This is a genomic window from Natronospira elongata, assembly GCF_034931365.1.
Lineage (GTDB): Bacteria > Pseudomonadota > Gammaproteobacteria > Natronospirales > Natronospiraceae > Natronospira > Natronospira elongata.
Window position 1 is genome coordinate 23,790 of record NZ_JAYGII010000009.1, and the last position, 17,436, is coordinate 41,225.

General features: G+C 62.1%; 11 protein-coding genes. 3 read left to right on the top strand and 8 right to left on the bottom strand.

Going from position 1 to position 17,436, the window contains the following annotated elements:
* Positions 1-19: 19 nt before the first annotated feature.
* The gene (locus VCB98_RS06015; protein WP_346050998.1) at positions 20-2,197 is read right to left on the bottom strand and encodes a CHASE2 domain-containing protein; all 2,178 of its coding nucleotides are present in this window, start codon (positions 2,195-2,197) and stop codon (positions 20-22) included.
* A gap of 132 nt (positions 2,198-2,329) precedes the next feature.
* Between VCB98_RS06015 and VCB98_RS06020 the strand changes: the two genes are divergently transcribed.
* Positions 2,330-3,538 (top strand): EAL domain-containing protein, encoded by a 1,209-nt coding sequence (locus tag VCB98_RS06020; RefSeq protein ID WP_346050999.1) that lies wholly within the window; start codon positions 2,330-2,332, stop codon positions 3,536-3,538.
* Between the two features lie 193 nt (positions 3,539-3,731).
* Here VCB98_RS06020 and VCB98_RS06025 read toward each other — a convergent pair whose 3' ends face one another.
* Positions 3,732-4,985, bottom strand: coding sequence for an EAL domain-containing protein (locus VCB98_RS06025; protein ID WP_346051000.1), 1,254 nt, complete (start codon positions 4,983-4,985; stop codon positions 3,732-3,734).
* 94 nt (positions 4,986-5,079) lie between these two features.
* Positions 5,080-6,267, bottom strand: coding sequence for a formate-dependent phosphoribosylglycinamide formyltransferase (gene purT / locus VCB98_RS06030; RefSeq protein WP_346051039.1), 1,188 nt, complete (start codon positions 6,265-6,267; stop codon positions 5,080-5,082).
* Positions 6,268-6,404: 137 nt separating this feature from the next.
* Here purT and VCB98_RS06035 point away from each other — a divergent pair, with 137 nt between their 5' ends.
* The gene (locus VCB98_RS06035; RefSeq protein WP_346051001.1) at positions 6,405-6,908 is read left to right on the top strand and encodes an outer membrane beta-barrel protein; all 504 of its coding nucleotides are present in this window, start codon (positions 6,405-6,407) and stop codon (positions 6,906-6,908) included.
* A gap of 65 nt (positions 6,909-6,973) precedes the next feature.
* Here the strand turns inward: VCB98_RS06035 and pepN are convergent, their stop codons facing one another.
* From pepN to VCB98_RS06060, 5 genes are all read right to left on the bottom strand, one after another.
* A complete protein-coding gene (gene pepN, locus VCB98_RS06040) occupies positions 6,974-9,610 on the bottom strand; it encodes an aminopeptidase N (RefSeq protein ID WP_346051002.1) in 2,637 nt (878 codons plus the stop codon).
* On the bottom strand, positions 9,603-12,191 hold the full coding sequence (locus tag VCB98_RS06045; protein WP_346051003.1) for an efflux RND transporter permease subunit: 2,589 nt from the start codon (positions 12,189-12,191) through the stop codon (positions 9,603-9,605). Before VCB98_RS06045 ends, pepN begins: the two co-directional genes overlap by 8 nt.
* A gap of 6 nt (positions 12,192-12,197) precedes the next feature.
* On the bottom strand, positions 12,198-13,331 hold the full coding sequence (locus VCB98_RS06050; protein WP_346051004.1) for a pyridoxal-phosphate-dependent aminotransferase family protein: 1,134 nt from the start codon (positions 13,329-13,331) through the stop codon (positions 12,198-12,200).
* 412 nt (positions 13,332-13,743) lie between these two features.
* Positions 13,744-14,136 (bottom strand): ACT domain-containing protein, encoded by a 393-nt coding sequence (locus tag VCB98_RS06055; protein ID WP_346051005.1) that lies wholly within the window; start codon positions 14,134-14,136, stop codon positions 13,744-13,746.
* The gene (locus tag VCB98_RS06060; protein WP_445353994.1) at positions 14,133-15,242 is read right to left on the bottom strand and encodes a histidine decarboxylase; all 1,110 of its coding nucleotides are present in this window, start codon (positions 15,240-15,242) and stop codon (positions 14,133-14,135) included. The genes VCB98_RS06055 and VCB98_RS06060 overlap by 4 nt, the downstream gene beginning before the upstream one ends.
* Before the next feature lie 352 nt (positions 15,243-15,594).
* Here VCB98_RS06060 and VCB98_RS06065 point away from each other — a divergent pair, with 352 nt between their 5' ends.
* On the top strand, positions 15,595-17,343 hold the full coding sequence (locus VCB98_RS06065) for an outer membrane protein assembly factor BamB family protein (RefSeq protein ID WP_346051007.1): 1,749 nt from the start codon (positions 15,595-15,597) through the stop codon (positions 17,341-17,343).
* Positions 17,344-17,436 lie beyond the last annotated feature (93 nt).

Genomic DNA, 17,436 nt, shown 5'->3' on the forward strand with positions numbered 1-17,436 from the left:
CTCCCTCACGACTTCGCGATTATTTGCTGTCCAGGCGATAAACCCCATCCCAGTCGGCAGCCACACCCTCATCCTGATAACGCCGACAGCGGGCGACGAACAGCGAGCGCAACGGGTCTCCCTCCGGCAGACGTTCCCAGGCGGCGATCGCCGCCGACCAGTCCCGTTCCCGGTAGGTCTCCCAGGCCAATTGGCTGCAATGGCGCACTTCCAGGGCCTGCTCCCGCTGGGCATTGTCGGCATCGGGGCCGACCAGCGGGCGCCAGATACCAATCGCCTGCTGGCGTCCTTTCACCCGCACCCGGTCCACCAGGGCGCAGACAAAGCCCTCTCCCAGGTCGCCGGCGGTGTCCTCCGAGATCAGTACCGGGCAGCCGTAATGACTGGTAAGCCCTTCCAGTCGCGAGGCCAGGTTCACATTGTCCCCAATGACAGTGTAGTCGAGCTTGCGCTCGGAACCGATATTGCCAAGGATGACCGAACCGGTGTGCAGGCCCACGCCGGTGCGCAACGCGGGCAGCCCTTCCGAAAGCAACGCCTGATTCAGTATCTCTAGCCGCTCTTGCATGGCCAGGGCCGCCGACACCGCCCGCTCGGCATGATCCGGGACGCGAATGGGTGCTCCCCAGAAGGCCATGATGGCGTCGCCAATGAACTTGTCCAGGGTTCCCTCGTGGAAAAAAATGGCCTCGCTCAACTCCGACAGATAGCGGTTAAGCATTTCCACCACCTGCTCCGGCGAAAAGCCTTCCGAAATGGTGGTAAAACCGCGAATGTCGGAGAACAGAATGGTCATCCGCTCTTCGGTGCCCACTTCGGCCCGGACATGCTCGTCATAGCGGTCCACTACCTCGGCCAGCACCGCGGGTGATACATACTGGGACAACATGCGGCGGACCCGGCGCCGGTCCCGCCCTTCGGTGGCCGACACATAGGCCATGCAAGCCAGGCCGGTGAGCAACAAGGCGCTGCTGGGCGCCACCAGGTCCACCAAATGGTGGTATTGGAAGGCGATCATCACCAGCGCCAGGTGAGCAGCCAGCAGCAACAGGGGTGGCGTCAATTGTCGCCACACCCGACCCTGGGCAAAACTGGCCGCGGTCACCCCGGCAAAGAGGACCACCAATAGCGGAGTCAGCCATGCCGGCGAGGGACGCAGATAGTCCCCCATGAGCAGATTGCTGGCCGCCGCCATGTGAATCTCCACCCCCGGCGTGCGGCTGGATAGCGGTGTGTGCTTGATATCGTGCAGGCCCACGGCTGAACCGCCGATAAAGACGATCCGGTCTTCGAATGCATCCGGTGGCACCAGCATGGCTTCGGGCTCGCCACGCCTCAGGCTGCCCAGACTGCGAAATATCCCACCGAAGGACCAGGCGGGAATGTCACCGTAGAAATTTACCCGCATCCGGCCACTGTCATCCAGGGGGACATGGCGATCCGGCAGCAGCAGGTCGCGGCCCTGGAAACGGGCTTCGCCGAGACCGACTTGCTGCTTCAAGGCGGTGGTGGAAAGCGCCGGGAAAATCTCGTCCTGATAGGTAAACAGCGGTCTCACCCGCCGGAAAACCCCATCGGCATCGGCATCCAGACCCACGGCGCCGAGACCGGCGGAAAAGGCGCCCAGGGGTTCGAAGGGCAGCATGTAGCTGTTTCGGCCCTCGTCTTCCAGACCGGTAACACCGTTGAGGGCATGCTGCTGGCGAATCTCATCCGGCAGCGGCTGATCCAGGGCATCCTCGTCCACTTCATCCGGGCGCTCATGGATCAATTGCAGGGAATGATGGACATTGCCGGCCGCGGCGGTGGCCATCAGCAGGGCCTCGTCCTCCTCGCTGAGCTGATCACGATCCTGGCCATGCAGCCACTGGTTCTCGGTAAACAGAACATCAAAGACCACGGCCCGGGGATTGCCCTCGGCGAGAAACTCCAGCAGGTCGGCATAGACCGAGCGTGGCCAGGGGAATCGACCCAACACCGGATTGAGCAGGCTCAGGGAAGCCTCGTCGATGAGAATCAGGGCGAGATCAGGATGAATCTCCGCCTCATGGCGAAACTGGGCGCTGCGAAAGTCCTCGGTCATCCACTCCAGGCGCTGGAAACCGTCCCGGCCATCCACCACCAGGATCACCAGGGCTGCCCCGACAGCAATGACGGACAACCAGACCGCCTTTTTCCAGACACGAGAACGCTTCATGACAAACAGTCTAGTATTGGAGCAAGGGGCAAGGGCACCCCCTTGGCGGGGCATTGACAGGGTCCCCCCGTATGGGGGAGCTTGGACCCTGGCGAATGCCAAGAGATGAGGCGCAAAACAGGGGGACAGGACATGACTGAACGTATCCCAGGCCAACGATTTGAGGCCGGCACGGTCATCTTCGAACGAGGCGAGCAGGGCGACAAGGCCTATCTCATCCGGGACGGACGGGTGGAAATTTCCACTGACCAGGGCGGCAAGAAAGTGGTCATTGCCAATCTGGGCCCCGGCGAGGTGTTTGGCGAACTGGCCTTGATAAGCCACCAGGCAAGGACCGCCACCGCCACCGCGGCCACCGATACCGAGACCCTGGTGATCTCCACCGAACGGCTGCAGGCCGCCATCGATGCCGCCGACCCACTGCTGCAGACCCTGCTGCGCGGCAATCTGGGCCGATTCATCTGGACCCAGCGCTTCATGCTCCAGCACGCGGCCCCGAAAACCGCCGAGACCTCACTGGAGCATCAGGCAGAACACGACATGGCGGTGGAGGCGGACATCCAGCGAGCCATGAAGAGCCGCGAATTCGAACTCTTCTACCAACCCATTATTGATCTAAGAGACGGCCGAATCGGAGGCTTCGAGGCACTGATGCGCTGGCGTCACCCGGACCGGGGAACAGTCTCACCGGGGGAGTTCATCGGCGTGGCCGAAGCCACCGGGCAGATCGTCGCCATGGGGGCCTGGGCACTGGAAGAGGCCCTGGATGCCCTCAAGCGGTTCCAGGCCATTGTCGATGGCCCTGGCCGTCCGCCACTGTTCATGAGCGTGAATGTTTCCGGTCGCCAGCTCCTGGAGTTGGAGGAAATCGACCGTCTGGGGGCCGTACTGGCCCGTTCCGGCGTGGACCCGGAGCAGATCAAGCTGGAAATCACCGAGAGTCTGCTGGTGGATGACCCCATGCATGCCGCCGTGGCCCTGCAACAACTGCGCGAGAAAGGGGTGCGACTGGCCATTGACGACTTTGGCACCGGCTACTCCAGCCTCAGCTATCTTCACCTCTTCCCGCTGGACACTCTCAAGATCGACCGCTCCTTCGTCTCCGACATGGTCCACGATCCCCGCCGGGAACGAATCGTCCGCGCCATCTCCGGCCTGGCCCGGGACCTGGACCTCAACATCATTGCCGAAGGGGTGGAAAACGACGAGGAAATGCAGAGCCTGGATCGCTTCGAGTGCGACTACGTCCAGGGCTTCCTTCTCGCCAAACCCCAGACCGCCGGCGACATCGAAGCCCTGCTCAAACAGGACCCCCACTACGACACCCACCTAGGCAGTTAGCCAACACCGGGCAATCCCATGGAACCCCAGGAACCTCTGATTGCCCCATTCCCGCGCTCAGTTGGCCCTGAGAGCGTCTGATTCAAGGCGCATTGCGCAGCACAGTAGCAGCGCTACGGGCAAGCAATGCCACGCAGAAGCAGGCGTTCTCAGGGCCAACTGTGGGCGGGAATGGGGCAATCAGAGGTTCCCATCACCACCGAACCTGTTTCTGTTGGAGCAGGCGGCGGGCCTCGCGGAAGGAAGCGGGGCGGGACATGAGATAGCCCTGCCCGGCATCACAGCCGATTTCCCGCAGGGCGGCAAGCTGGTTATTGCGCTCAATACCCTCGGCGATGGTCTCCATGCCCAGCTCCTCGGCCAGTCCGACAATGGCACGAACGATGCGATAGCTCTTGGGATCACGGCCCATGGTGGAGACAAAACGCTGGTCGATCTTGAGGGTGTCCATGGGGAACTGATGGAGATAGCTGAGGCTGGAATAGCCGGTGCCGAAATCATCCAGGGCAATGCGCATGCCGTACTCCCGCAGCAGCTGGATGGCCGCCTGGGCATGGACCGGGTCGTCCACCAGCAGACTCTCAGTGATCTCCAGCTTGACCTGCTTGGGATCCACCCCTGAGGCCATCACCGCATCACCGATGGCGTCGATCTCCTGCAACTCGAACAACTGCCGAGCAGAGATGTTGATGCTCATGAACAGCGGCGTCCGGGAGCGAGGCGCGGGTTCAGGCGCAGCCTCGGCCAGGGCCGTCAACGGCGGTCTCGGCCCGGATCCCCGGCCCACCAGCATCTGAAAGGCCTTTAGGGCATTGAGGGCTTCACCCAATACCCAGCGGCCAATGGCCACGATCTGCCCGGTGCGCTCGGCGAGGGGAATGAACTCGGTCGGATAGACCAGCCCCCGGCGAGGATGGCGCCAGCGCAACAAGGCCTCGAAACCGATGGTCTGGCCGCCCCGCATGGAAATGATCGGCTGGTAGTGCAACTCGAACTGCTGTTCCTCGATGGCCTGCTGAATTTCCTTCTCCGTGGCCAGGTCACGGCGGGCCTTCTGTTCCAGCGGCTGGCGGGCATCAACGGTATCGGCGTGCTGCAGCATGAACTGCTGGGTCCACTGAAAGCGGCCCAGATTGACCTGAAGGAGCTTGCGCAGGAGAGGGTTGGCGGTCTTGATGGCCGCATCCAGCTGCTCGGCATTGATGCTGACCACCTCGGTGTCTTCCACCGCCACGGCCGTCGCGGAACGGGTCTGCTGATTGATCAGTGCCAGCTCGCCGAACAATTCGCCGCTGCCAAGCCGGGCGAGGACCACCTTGCGCCCGGCCTTGTCGGTGGAAATCTCCACTGCCCCCCGATCGATGAAATAGGCCCGGTCTCCCCGGTCCCCCTGGGCAAAGATCTCCTGCCCGGCGGCAAAATGCTGTCTGGGCAGTTTCTGCGCCATGCCTTTTCTCCCCTGAATGATCATTGACACCCTTCGGTGCCATTCCCCTTGAGCTTAGCAGGCCGGCGGCCGCTGGCGGGAACGCTGACCGACCCTAGCCCCCCAGGTCCACCCGAATGGCCTTGCGGGCCCGGTCGGCACGCGCAACGGCCTCTTCCACGTTTTCCCCCAGGGCCAGGGTCACACCCATGCGGCGCGCCCCCCGGACTTCCGGTTTGCCGAACAGGCGGAGATCGGTGTCCGGCTCCGCCAGGGCCCGGTCCAGGCCCGAAAAGCTGACCCGATTGGACTCGCCGCGCACCACCAGGGCGGCCGACGCGGATGGCCCGCGCTGACGAATCGCCGGAATGGGCAGACCGAGGATGGCTCGGGCATGAAGCTCGAATTCGGACAGATCCTGGGAGATCAGGGTCACCAACCCGGTGTCATGGGGGCGTGGAGAGACTTCACTGAACCAGACCTGATCACCCTTGACGAACAGTTCAACACCAAATACGCCGTAGCCACCCAGAGCGGCGGTCACCGCTTCGGCAATCTCTTGTGACCGGGCCAGGGCGGCCTCGGACATGGCCTGGGGCTGCCAGGACTCGCGATAATCCCCATCCTCCTGGCGATGACCAATGGGCGCACAAAAGCGGGTGCCATCCCGGTGACGAACGGTCAGCAGAGTGATTTCATAATCGAAATCCACAAAGCCTTCCACGATCACTCTTCCGGCACCGGCTCGGCCACCCGACTGGGCATACTCCCAGGCAGACTGAATATCCGATTCTCGCCGCACCAGACTCTGTCCCTTGCCGGACGACGACATGATCGGCTTGACCACACAGGGCAGGCCCACGGCCATGACGGCCTCGCGATAACTGTCTTCACTGTCGGCAAAACGATAGGGGGAGGTAGGAAGCCCCAGCTCCTCGGCCGCCAGCCGACGGATGCCTTCACGGTTCATGGTCAATTGGGTGGCCCGCGCGGTTGGCACCACATTGAAACCCTGGCTCTCCAGCTCCACCAGGGCCTCGGTGGCAATTGCTTCGACCTCCGGCACCACCAGATGGGGCAGTTCCTTCTGCACCAGACCACTCAAGGCATCTGCATCCAGCATATCGATGACATGATGGCGATGCGCCACCTGCATGGCCGGTGCGTCCGCATAGCGATCCACGGCAATCACCTCACAACCCAGTCGCTGCAAGGCAATCACCACTTCCTTGCCCAGCTCACCGCTGCCGAGCAGCATGACCCGCCGTGCCCCGGCCGAGCCTGGAGTACCAATCTCCGTCATGTCCACCTCGATGGATATCCACAGGGAAAGTTCTGGCACAGTATAACCATGCCGGCGCCGACCCGTGGAAATCCGCCGCCGGTAAGGCTATCCTGCGCGGGAACGAGCCGTCTTAATTCATCACGAGGACCAAGACCATGAACAAGCACATCATCGCCGGCCTGGTATTGGCCGGCAGCGTTGCCGCCGCCCCGGCCGCCAAGGCCCTGCCCCTGATCGACATCGGCGTGGGTGCCGGTGTGCTCACCATGGAGGACGACTCCGATGGCGCCGCAGCGGTCAGCGCTCTGGTGGGAGTGAACATCCCCGCCACCCCCTTTGGCGTGGAAGGCACCTTCACCCAGACCATCAGCGATGGCAGCTTCGACTTCAATGGCGGCAGCCTCGACTACAGCGGTAACCAGCTGGGCGCCTTCGTCACCGCCAACACCCCGACGCCGGGCATCAAGGTCAAGGGCAAGCTGGGCATGGTCCGTTCCGACTTCGACTTCGACGGCATGGGCAGTGCCTCCAGCACCGACTTCGCCTTTGGCGCGGCAGTCATCTTCACCAGTTGGCAACTGGAGTGGACCCGCACCAAGGTCGATGATGGCGGTGTTGATCAGGACATCGACTACATCAGCATCAGTTACGTCTGGTAAGCCGGGCGGCAACCCCTTCCACTACCCCGACCCGCCGACTCTGTCGGCGGGTTTTTTTTGCCCCCTCAACCTGACTCCGCCAGGGCTCGGCCAACGATTTCGGCCACATCGCGACTGAGATCAGCCTGCTTGATGCGGCTGAGCTCTCCATGCATGGCCTCGCGGCGCACCGCTTCCATGCGACGCCAGGGATTGAAGACGCTGACCAGGCGGGCGGCAATGGCCGGGTTGATACGATCCAGCTTCAGAACCACATCCGCGATCAGTCGATAGCCGCTGCCATCGGCGGCGTGAAAGGCACGCCGATTGCCATTGGCGAAAGCGCCGTAAAGGGCCCGAACCTTGTTGGGATTGGTCAGCTTGAAGGCCGGATGTTCTGCCAATTCACGGACACGCGCCACGGGATCGCCGTCACTGCGCTGGGCCTGGAGGGAGAACCACTTGTCCACCACCAGGGGCTGGGCCTGCCACTGCTGGTAGAAATCCGCCAGTACCGTTTCCGCCGCCGGATGCCCTTCCAGCACCATGGCCCGAAGGGCCGCCATCTGGTCGGTCATGTTATCCGCGCGACGATATTGATTCAGTGCCAGTTCCTGCATGGCCGTGTCATCCAGCACTGCCAGATAGGAAAGGGCCAGATTGCGCAGTCGGCGACGAAGGATATCCGCGGGCCGGACCTGGTAGGGCCCGCTGTCCGCCAGTGACTCGTAAAGGCTCTGCCATTGACTGGAGAAGGCCTCGGCCAACTGCCGACGCAGGGCCTGGCGGGCATCGGCAATGGCCACCGGATTGACCACCGCTACCTGCTCGGCCAGCCAAGTTTCCGCCGGCAGGGTCAGGGCCTCGACCCTCAGGCCCGGGTCCGCGTCATCGTCTGCCAGCAGGGCGGCCACGGCGGCCTGAATACTCTCCGGGAACCGGGCTGGTTCACCATCGGCGATGGATTGCTGGGCCTCGATCAAGGCCCCGGAATACAGTCGCTGGGACGCCTCCCAACGGTTGAAGGCATCCTGGTCATGGGCCATGAGCAACGACAGCGCCTCATCGCTCTGCTGGTGCTCGAGTTTGACCGGCGCGGAAAAGCCACGAAGCAGTGAAAGGACCGGGGCTTCGGCAATGGATTCAAAGACGAAGGTCTTCTCGGCCTGATCCAGGATCAGCACCGTCTCCTCTCCCCGTGCCTGCGCCTCACCCTCAAGCTTGAGTGGCAGCGCCCGGCCCTGGCTATCGAGCAGCCCGAGGGCCACCGGAATCAGGGTTGCCTGCTTGCCCTTTTGCCCCGGGGTATCGGGAATGGACTGGCGCAAGGTCAGATGCAAACGCGCGCTTTCCGGCTCATGCCGGCTCTCCACGCTGACCACCGGGGTACCGGCCTGGTCATACCAGCGCTGCATCAATGACAGATCCTGTCCATTGGCATCGGCCATGGCGGCGAGGAAGTCCTCGGTGGTTACCGCCTGCCCGTCATGGCGCTGGAAGTAGAGACGCATGCCCTTCTGTAACCCTTCCTCGCCCAGCAGACTGTGATACAGGCGCACCACCTCCGCGCCCTTGATGTAGACCGTGGCGGTGTAGAAATTGTTGATTTCCTGATACTCCGGCGGTCTCACCGGATGGGCCATGGGACCGGCATCCTCCGGAAACTGTCCCGCCCGCAGGGTCTTCACGTCCTCGATTCGCTTCACCGCCCGCGAATTGCGGTCAGCGGAAAACTCCTGATCCCGAAACACGGTCAACCCTTCCTTGAGACTGAGCTGGAACCAGTCACGGCAGGTCACCCGATTACCGGTCCAGTTATGGAAGTACTCGTGACCGATCACCGATTCGATACCCAGATAATCCTGATCGGTGGCGGTATCGGGCCGGGCCAGCACGAAGCAGGAATTGAAGATGTTCAGGCCCTTGTTTTCCATCGCCCCCATATTGAAGTCATCGGTGGCGACGATGTTGTAGACATCCAGGTCATAGCTCAGGCCGAAGCGTTCCTCGTCCCAGCGCATGGCATTGACCAGCGACTCCATGGCGAAATCGCACTGGTCCATATTGCGATGCTCGGCATAGACCCTGAGCGTCACCTTGCGGCCTTCAGCGGTGGTGAAATCACGCTCTATATGCCCAAGGTCACCCGCCACCAGGGCGAAGAGATAACTGGGCTTGGGATGGGGGTCATGCCATTCCGCAAAATGACGACCGCCTTCCAGTTCGCCGCTGTCCACGGGATTGCCGTTGGAGAGCAGCACCGGATAACGCTCCCGGTCCGCTTCCAGGCGGACCCGGAACTCGGCCATCACATCGGGACGGTCGGGGTAATAGCTGATCCGCCGAAAACCCTCGGCCTCACATTGGGTGAGCAGAAAATCGGCGGATTGGTACAGCCCTTCAAGGGCGGTATTCTTCGCGGGCTCAATACGATTGACCACGGTCACTTCCGCCTGGTCCCCGTTGATGTTCAGCGTCAGCCCTTCATCATCCAGTTCATAATCCGATGCACTGAGCTTGCACCCATCCAGATGAATGCTTTCCAGCTTCAGCTGCTCCCCGTCCAGCCGCAGCGGACCCTCTGCCACACGCCGCAGTTGCATATGGTTGTGCACCCGAGTGTCATCGGCGTCCAGCTCAAATCGCAGGGACACTGACTCTACCTGCCAGGCCGGGGGCTGGTACTCGGAAAGCCGAATGGTTCTTGCCTGTTGCTCACGCATGGGAATTCACCGAAAAAGGTTTGAGCCGGCACAGCAGGGCCGGCAACAGGAACAGGTTGCTCACCAGGGCAAAGGCCATGGCCACACCGGTCAGCAAGCCGAAATAGATCGTAGGCATGAAGTTTGACAGGGCCAGAATGGAGAAGCCCGCGATAATGATTACCGTGGTATATACCATGGCCCGACCCACCTGCACATGACTTTCCAGCATCGCCCCGTAATACTCGGCACCACCCCGGATTTCATCGCGGAAACGATGGGTGTAATGGATGGTGTCGTGGATGCCGATGCCAATGGTAATGGCGGCAATGGTCATGGTCATGATATCCAGGGGCAGGCCCACCCAGCCCATTAGGCCCATGACACCGAGCGAGGCCACCAGCGTCGGCAGGGGCCCGATCACCGCCATTCTCAGAGACCGGAACAGCAGGCCGAACATCAGCATCATGGCGGAAAAGACCACCAACAGGGTAATGAACTGGGAGCGCTGCAGGCTCTGCATGACATTGTTATAAAGCACCAGCATACCGCTGAGATTGACCTGCTCCGGCCCCAGCTCGAACTTCTCCTGGAGTTCTCCCTCAATCTGCTTCAACAGGCGATCCCGCTCCAGGTTGGGATCGGAATCAATCACTCGGATGTCATAGCGGATCTGATGACCATCCTCACTCATGAAGGGGTGCAATAGAATCTCGGCCAGGTCCTCGGGCAGACGCTCGAACAAAATGCCCAATTCAAAGGCATTGAGCTGACGCCCCTGATTCAGGTGCCGGACCACCTTGAGGGTCGTGGCCACCGACAGGACCTTACCGGTTTCCGGTCGCTCTTCCAGATAGTCATGGATGGCTTCCACGACTTCCAGCTGGTATTCATTGAACCAGTAACCACCGATGGGACCGGGCTCGTCGTCCGCGTCCATATCATCCCAGTCACCTCCCCATTCATCATCGCCCCAATCGTCATCGCCCCAATCGTCATCGCCCCACTCATCGTTCACCGCCTCGCCGGTTTCGGGGCGTTCAACATCCGCCTCGCCGGGGGCTTCGCCATTGTCTTCCAGGAAACGGGCACTGGGGTCCAGGACCACGTCCAGGGGGGTGGTCCCGCCCAGTTCCTGATCGATCAGCGCCATGCCCTGATAGATCTCGGTATCGGTCTTGAAGTAATCAATGAAACGGTTCTCAACCGTGATCCGGCTGATGCCGATCACCGAAACCACCACCAGCAGCAGAAAGACCGCAATCACCGGCCATTCCCGGCCTTGCACCAGGCCGGCGATACCGCGATTCATTCGTGCGGTCACGTCCCGGCGCAGGACCGGCACCTTGCCCGGTGCCAGCTTCGCCAAAGCCGCGGGAAAGAGGGTGAAGGTCAGCAGGAAGGCAAAGGCCACCGCACAGGCCATCATCAGACCGAAATCGATCACCGGCCGGATCTCTGCAAAGCTCATGGCACCAAAAGCGATCACGGTGGTCAGGGCGGTATAAAGTGACGGCATGAACTTGCTGCGGATGGTTTCCGCCATCAGCCAGCGGCCGTCCGCCTCCGGTCTGCCCATATACAGTTCCCGATGGCGCACGATCAGATGCACCATCAGGGACAGGGTAAGAATCAGAATCAGGGAAATGAAATTGGAGGAGACCACAGTCACCGGCCAGCTCATGAAACCGAGAAAGCCGACCATGATCAGAACCACGCCACCGCAGACCACACTGGGAACCAGGACCCAGCGTAGACGCTGGAAGGTAAAGGCCAGCAACAGCAGAATGAACAGGGCCACACCCAGGCCAAAGGTGGCAATGTCGTTGCGGACAAAATCAATCATGTCCACCGCGATCATCGGCACCCCACCCAGATGAATCCGGGCCCCGTCCCGGTGGCGGTCGAGAATCTCGCGCACCTGGGCGATGGTCTTTTCAAGCTCGGCCTGGGCCGCAGTGCTCATCGGCCCGAGTCGTTCATTGAGAGACTCAAGCTCCCCGCGCTCATCGCCATCAAGCCCGTCACGGGCACGCTGGATACGCAGCTCGTCCCGGCGCTGCAGGAGGCTCCGCAATTCCTCGTCCTGAGTCATGGTCAACAACAGCGCCGTGGTATCGGCGTCCTGATTCATGATCAGATCACGATAGATCGGGCTGGAGCGAAACTCCTCCCGCGCCAGATCCCGGTCCACACCGCCGTCTTCCAGGGTTCGCGGCCCGGCTTCGAGCTCGGCCAGGCTGACCCGCGGGCTGTCCAGCAGAGGGACATCCAGCAGACTCATCACCGAGTCCACGGCTTCCAGTTCAGCCAGTTCATCCCGCAGGGCGGCAATGCGACCCAGCGATTCATCACTGAACAACTCCGCGTCCGGGGTGAAGGTAACGATGAGAAAATCATCGGAACCGTAGCGGGCCCGGATCTCCCGGTAGTAGTACATGGACTCGTCGCCCTCGATCATCAGCGACTCGGCCGAGGCGTCCAGATGGAAGCGGTGGACCTGAGTGCCGGCAGCGGCAAACACGGCCAGCACGATCAGGATGACCAGCCAGGGGCTATCCAGAACCAGTCTGAAATAATGGCGGCTTAGAGCCTCAAACATGCGGGGTCACTCCCATGAGTCCGACTGTTTCATCGCCCCGAGGGCGGTCAGCAAACGCTCGATCTTATCTTCCCGGCAGGTCTCGCCCATCAGACCGATCCGCCAGACCTTGCCGGCCAGGGGCCCCAGCCCGGCACCGATTTCGATGCCATGATCCTCAAGGAGCTTTCCGCGCACGGCGCCATCATCAACGCCTTCGGGAATGCGCACGGCATTAAGCTGCGGCAGGCGCTCATCGGCCGGCACCAGCAGCGACAGGCCCAGGGCTTCAAGACCGGCGACCAGTTTCTCATGGATCCGCCGATGACGCTCCCAGGACGCGGACAGGCCCTCTTCTTTCAGCACCAGAAGCGATTCATGCAGGCTGTATAGGGCATTGACCGGGGCGGTGTGATGATAGGCCCGTTGCCCGCCACTGCCCCAGTAGTTCATCACCAGACTGAAATCCATGAACCAGCTCTGCACCGGCACCTGCCGGTCGCGGATACGCTCGGCGGCCCGCTCACTCAAGGTGACCGGTGACAGCCCCGGCGGGCAGGACAGGCATTTCTGGGTCCCGGCATAGGCCGCATCCACGCCCCAGGCGTCCACTTCCACGGGAATCCCGCCCAGGGCGGTGACGCAATCCATGATGCTGAGACAATCATGCTCACGGGCGAGTGCGGCCAGGGCCTGGCCGTCGGAGCGGGCACCGGTGGAGGTCTCGGCCTGAACAAAGGCAAGCACCCGGGCATCCGGGTTGGCCTTCAGAGCGGCCTCGACCTGAGCCACATCCACGGCACGGCCCCATTCCTGGTCCACGGTGACCACCTCGGCCCCAATGCGCTCACTCATCTCCAGCATGCGCTGACCGAAGGCGCCATTGCGACAGACGACGATCTTGTCACCCGGCTCCAGCAGATTGGCGAAGCAGGCCTCCATGCCGGCGGTGCCCGGTCCCGAAACCGGCAGGGTCAGGGCATTCTCGGTACGAAAGACCCACTGCAACAGGCCCTTTAGCTCATCCATGAAGGCGATGAAGGCCGGGTCCAGATGACCAATGGTGGGCCGCGCCGCGGCCTCACGCACCCGCCGGGAAACATCCGAGGGCCCTGGGCCCATGAGTAGCCGCTCCGGCGGCTGGAATGACTGCTGCTTCATGCTGTACTTCTCCCATGCAATGGATTGGGCGACTTCGATTTCCTGTTTTGCGGCTTCGAGGCCGGTGACTCCGTCAGTTGCAGTTCCTGAGCCAATTCGTCATATCCATCCCAGATCTGATGGTGCCCACAAAGAGCCACGTCAACCGGCACGGCGGTAGGTGGCGTAGCAGGGGCTGGGGACCCTTTTCCAGGATTGTGGGCGACAGGGGTGAGGCAAGACCGATGGTCCGGTGGACCATCGCAGCTTGCCGAACGACCGCACAGGGATGTGCGGGCTGGACCGGAAGACGGAGCAGGAAAGCGCAGTCTTTCGGTCGCCCCCAAAGCCTACAGGGATGTATCTACGGCGTTCCTGGAAAAGGGTCCCCAGCCCCTGCGGGAGCCACCGGGAAGCAGCCACAGAGCCCCGGTCAAACCAACCACTGTCCCAGCAACTCCCGCGCCTGATCAGGCTTCTCGCAGGCGAGCGCCACAATATTCTCGGATTCATCCCGATGGACCATCGTGATGGCACGGATGTCGATATCCGCCTCCGCCAATTGTTGCGAGATCGTTGCCAATGCCCCCGGCCGGTCGGCGACCCGCAAAAGGACCACATCCTCGGCCACCACCGTCATCCCCTTGCGATTCAAGGTATCCAGGGCCGCATCCAGCTGGTCCACCTCCAGGCGCAAACAGGCCTTGTCAGCCACCTCCACCGCCTCCACGCTGGCGATATTGATCCCGGCCTCGGCCAGGGCAGTGCTGACATCGGCCATCAGGCCGGTGCGGGTATCGGCGATCACGGTCAAATGCTGAATCATTGTTCGGCGTCCTCTCTCATGGACGAAACCAGGGCCTGAATCATGTCCCGCGTCACCCCGGGCACACAGATGAGATGGCTCCATTGTCCCTCGCTCGCCAGCTGAAAGCGCTCAACAATGGTATCGGCCGGACGGGGAAATACCAGGGTAAAGGCCTGCTCGTTTCGCCAGACCGGGATGCCCGCCTCGCGCAGATGCTGTTCCGTCCAATCGGCCACCCCAAGGGCCTGCTCAACCCGCTGCCTCATCCCCTCCCGGCCCAGAGTCTTGAGCCGATACCAGAGTAACAGGGGTGTAAGCCCATTGCGGGAGCCGCTGATGGTGGTATCCAGGCTGCCGATATAGGCAATGGAACGGGCAATGCGATCAACGTAGTGCTTGCGGGCCAGAACAATGCCGCAGGGGATGGGGCAACCGATGAACTTGTGACCGCTGATGGAAATACTGTCCGCGCCATCCTCGAAATCACAGGCCGGCCGGGGCTCGATAAAGGGGGCCGCCAGACCAATGAAGGCGGCATCGGCATGGATATAGCGCTGGCTGACGGCCAGCTCGTCGAGAATGGCCCGGATGCGCGTCAGGTCATCCCGCGCCTCGGTCATGGTGGTGCCGATATTGGCGAAGATGATCACCGGCTTGTCGCGGTTGATGCGAATGGATTCGCGCAAGTCTTCGTAATCCATCTCGCCATGCTCATCGGCCCGGATCATGATATGACGCATGTTCAGCAGATGCAGATTCTTGCTGACGCTGTAATGGGTCGCCTGGGAGAAATACGCCACCGCGTCGGGAAACAGCTCCCGGGCCAGATACAGGCCATAGAGATTGCCTTCGCTGCCACCATTGCAGACATAGCCCCACCACTCTCCGGTCGGGGCCCGCATCCATCCCGCCGCCAGCTCCAGGACTTCTCGCTCCAGCTCCCGAGTGGCCATCTGCCAGGTACTGTCACTGAAGGGGTCGCCCAGATTATTGAGGGGCACGTCCAGAAAATCCGCCAACTCTGAAAATGAAAAGTCCCGGGCCACCGGATAGCCCAGATAGCTATCCCGCCGCTCTTCGAGCTCGGCAAGACAGGTCTGCAAACGCTGATGCAATGACTCCACGGCTCCCCCGATGTTAGGCGCTCAACAAGGCAGGGGTATTCTCTCAGGATCGGGCGTCCGCTTCACCCGGTGACGGTATCAACGGCATCCGGACGAGCGGCTCAAACCACGGGGGCAGCGGCGCCGGAGGCAGCCTCTGCTTTTCGTCATCTGGCATTCAAGGAGGTGATGATCCAGCGGTGGGTACCCCGTTTGGAGGGGGGCGGCGATCGGGAAAATGGAATAAATTCATGCGACCTGCGCCGCCGCTCGCCTCCTCAGCCCCTCCTGAGGGACAGGGTGATGGGGCCGGTGACAGGGGGGAGCTGGCCGGGTGCCGGCAAAGGGGCAGACAATTCGGAGAAAGGGACCCATGAAACCATCCTTCTACCGCCTTGCCGGCGGCGTTTTTCTGGCGGCAATCCTTCAGGGCTGTGCAGTAAAATCTGAGATCGATCCCGACTGGAGTCACGCTGCCGATGTCAGCGAACTCTCAGCCACCGGAGTGAGCAGCGACGGCTCTTATGTGGTCATCGGCGACGACCGGGACGTTCGCATCATCGACGGTGACAGCGGCCGGATCATCACCACCCTGGGTGACGATTTCTGGCAACGACTGGCGCGGCATTCCCGCATTGCCGGTGTTTCACTGAGCGAGTTCATGGCAGACAGCTATCGCATGACCATCCTCGATGAGGCTCGCGTGATGCTGCTGTTCGACTATCGACTCGATGATGAAATCGTGACGGCCATCGACCTGGACAGTGGCCGTGAACTGTGGCGCAACGACCAGCTCGCCTTCAGCCTGGAGAAATACGGAATTGCCATCCGCGCCGCCGGTCGTGCGGCGGGTCAGGCCCTGGGGCGCCTGCTGGGTGCCGACCATCAGGAGGAAACCCGGGAAGACCGGCTCCATCGCCAGCATGAGTATTTCAGCCGACTGGTGATTGCCGACCCCAATGGCGAGGACTTCCTGTTCAAAACTTACCATGGCCTCTTTGCCATCAACGCCCGCAGCGGCCAAATGCGCTGGCACCTCCCTGAGTTCAGTGGCGCGGGCCTGGGGGATGTCATTGAGCTCCCGGATGGTGACCGCCTGATCATGGGTGGCGGCAGCAACCTGATGGCGGTCAATGTGGCCAGCAATCACCATATCGCCCGGGTGAGCCCATCCGGCGATGTACGCTGGATGAGCGAATACAGCGGCAGCCGGGTTGCCGGCATGCAGGTCGCTGAGCAGCGAGTGATCGTGGACGCCTCACCACTGGAAGTCTTCGATCTGGAATCGGGCCGCAAACTCTGGGAAGTGGAGATTGAACGCAGCCCGGTGGAGCGACCCGCCCCCATCGTCGCGGATGGCCATCTCTACCATGCCACCACCAGCATTCGTGAGGGCAGTCGCCTGATCCAGACCCGGGTCCCCTTCCGGATCAGCAAATACGAACTGGATTCCGGACGCAAGATCTGGCGGACCGACAACAGCGACACCACATTCACCCACATCAAGCTTGCCGGGGACCGCATTCTGGCCTCGGGTTTCGGTGACCTGTTCGACGGCAATGGCGGTCTCGCCGCCTTCACTCGCGCCGACGGCCGCCTGGACTGGAGCTCACCGGAGTTCGGTCGCCGCGGCATGCTCTCCACCGGCTTGCACGCGACTGCACCACGGCTCTCGGGCGAACGGGTCTTCATTGCCGGCCCCGAGCACCTCTATGCCTTCCAGCTTGAGGATGGCCGCTTGCTGTTCGCCGGCAACCTGGACGACGCCGATGTGGGCGGCATCCACAACCTGATCCTCCATGGCGACACGGCAGTCGTCGTCGGACGGGGTGGCGCCGCCGGCTTCAGTCAGCGGGATGGACGGCTGCTGTTCGCCGGCAATCCCCTGACCGTGCACGAGCATCATCACCACGGTTCCTCGCTGGTGCTGGAACAGAAGGGACGCACCGGTGGTGCGGTGCTGCTTGACCTGGATGCCGGAGAGTTCGGGCCCATCATGCGCTATCGCCGTTTCACCGACCGCCTGTTCGGCGACTTCGATGGCCGCATATTCGTCTCCCGTGATGGCCGCCAGGTCATGACCATCAATGGCAACGGGGATGTTTCCCGCTACACCCTCTAAGCGATCACAGTGGCGAAGCCCACACCGGCCGGTGTGGGCTTCGCCATTCCAGATTCAGCCCTAGCCCCCACACCCTTCGGGACGCCATGCCCT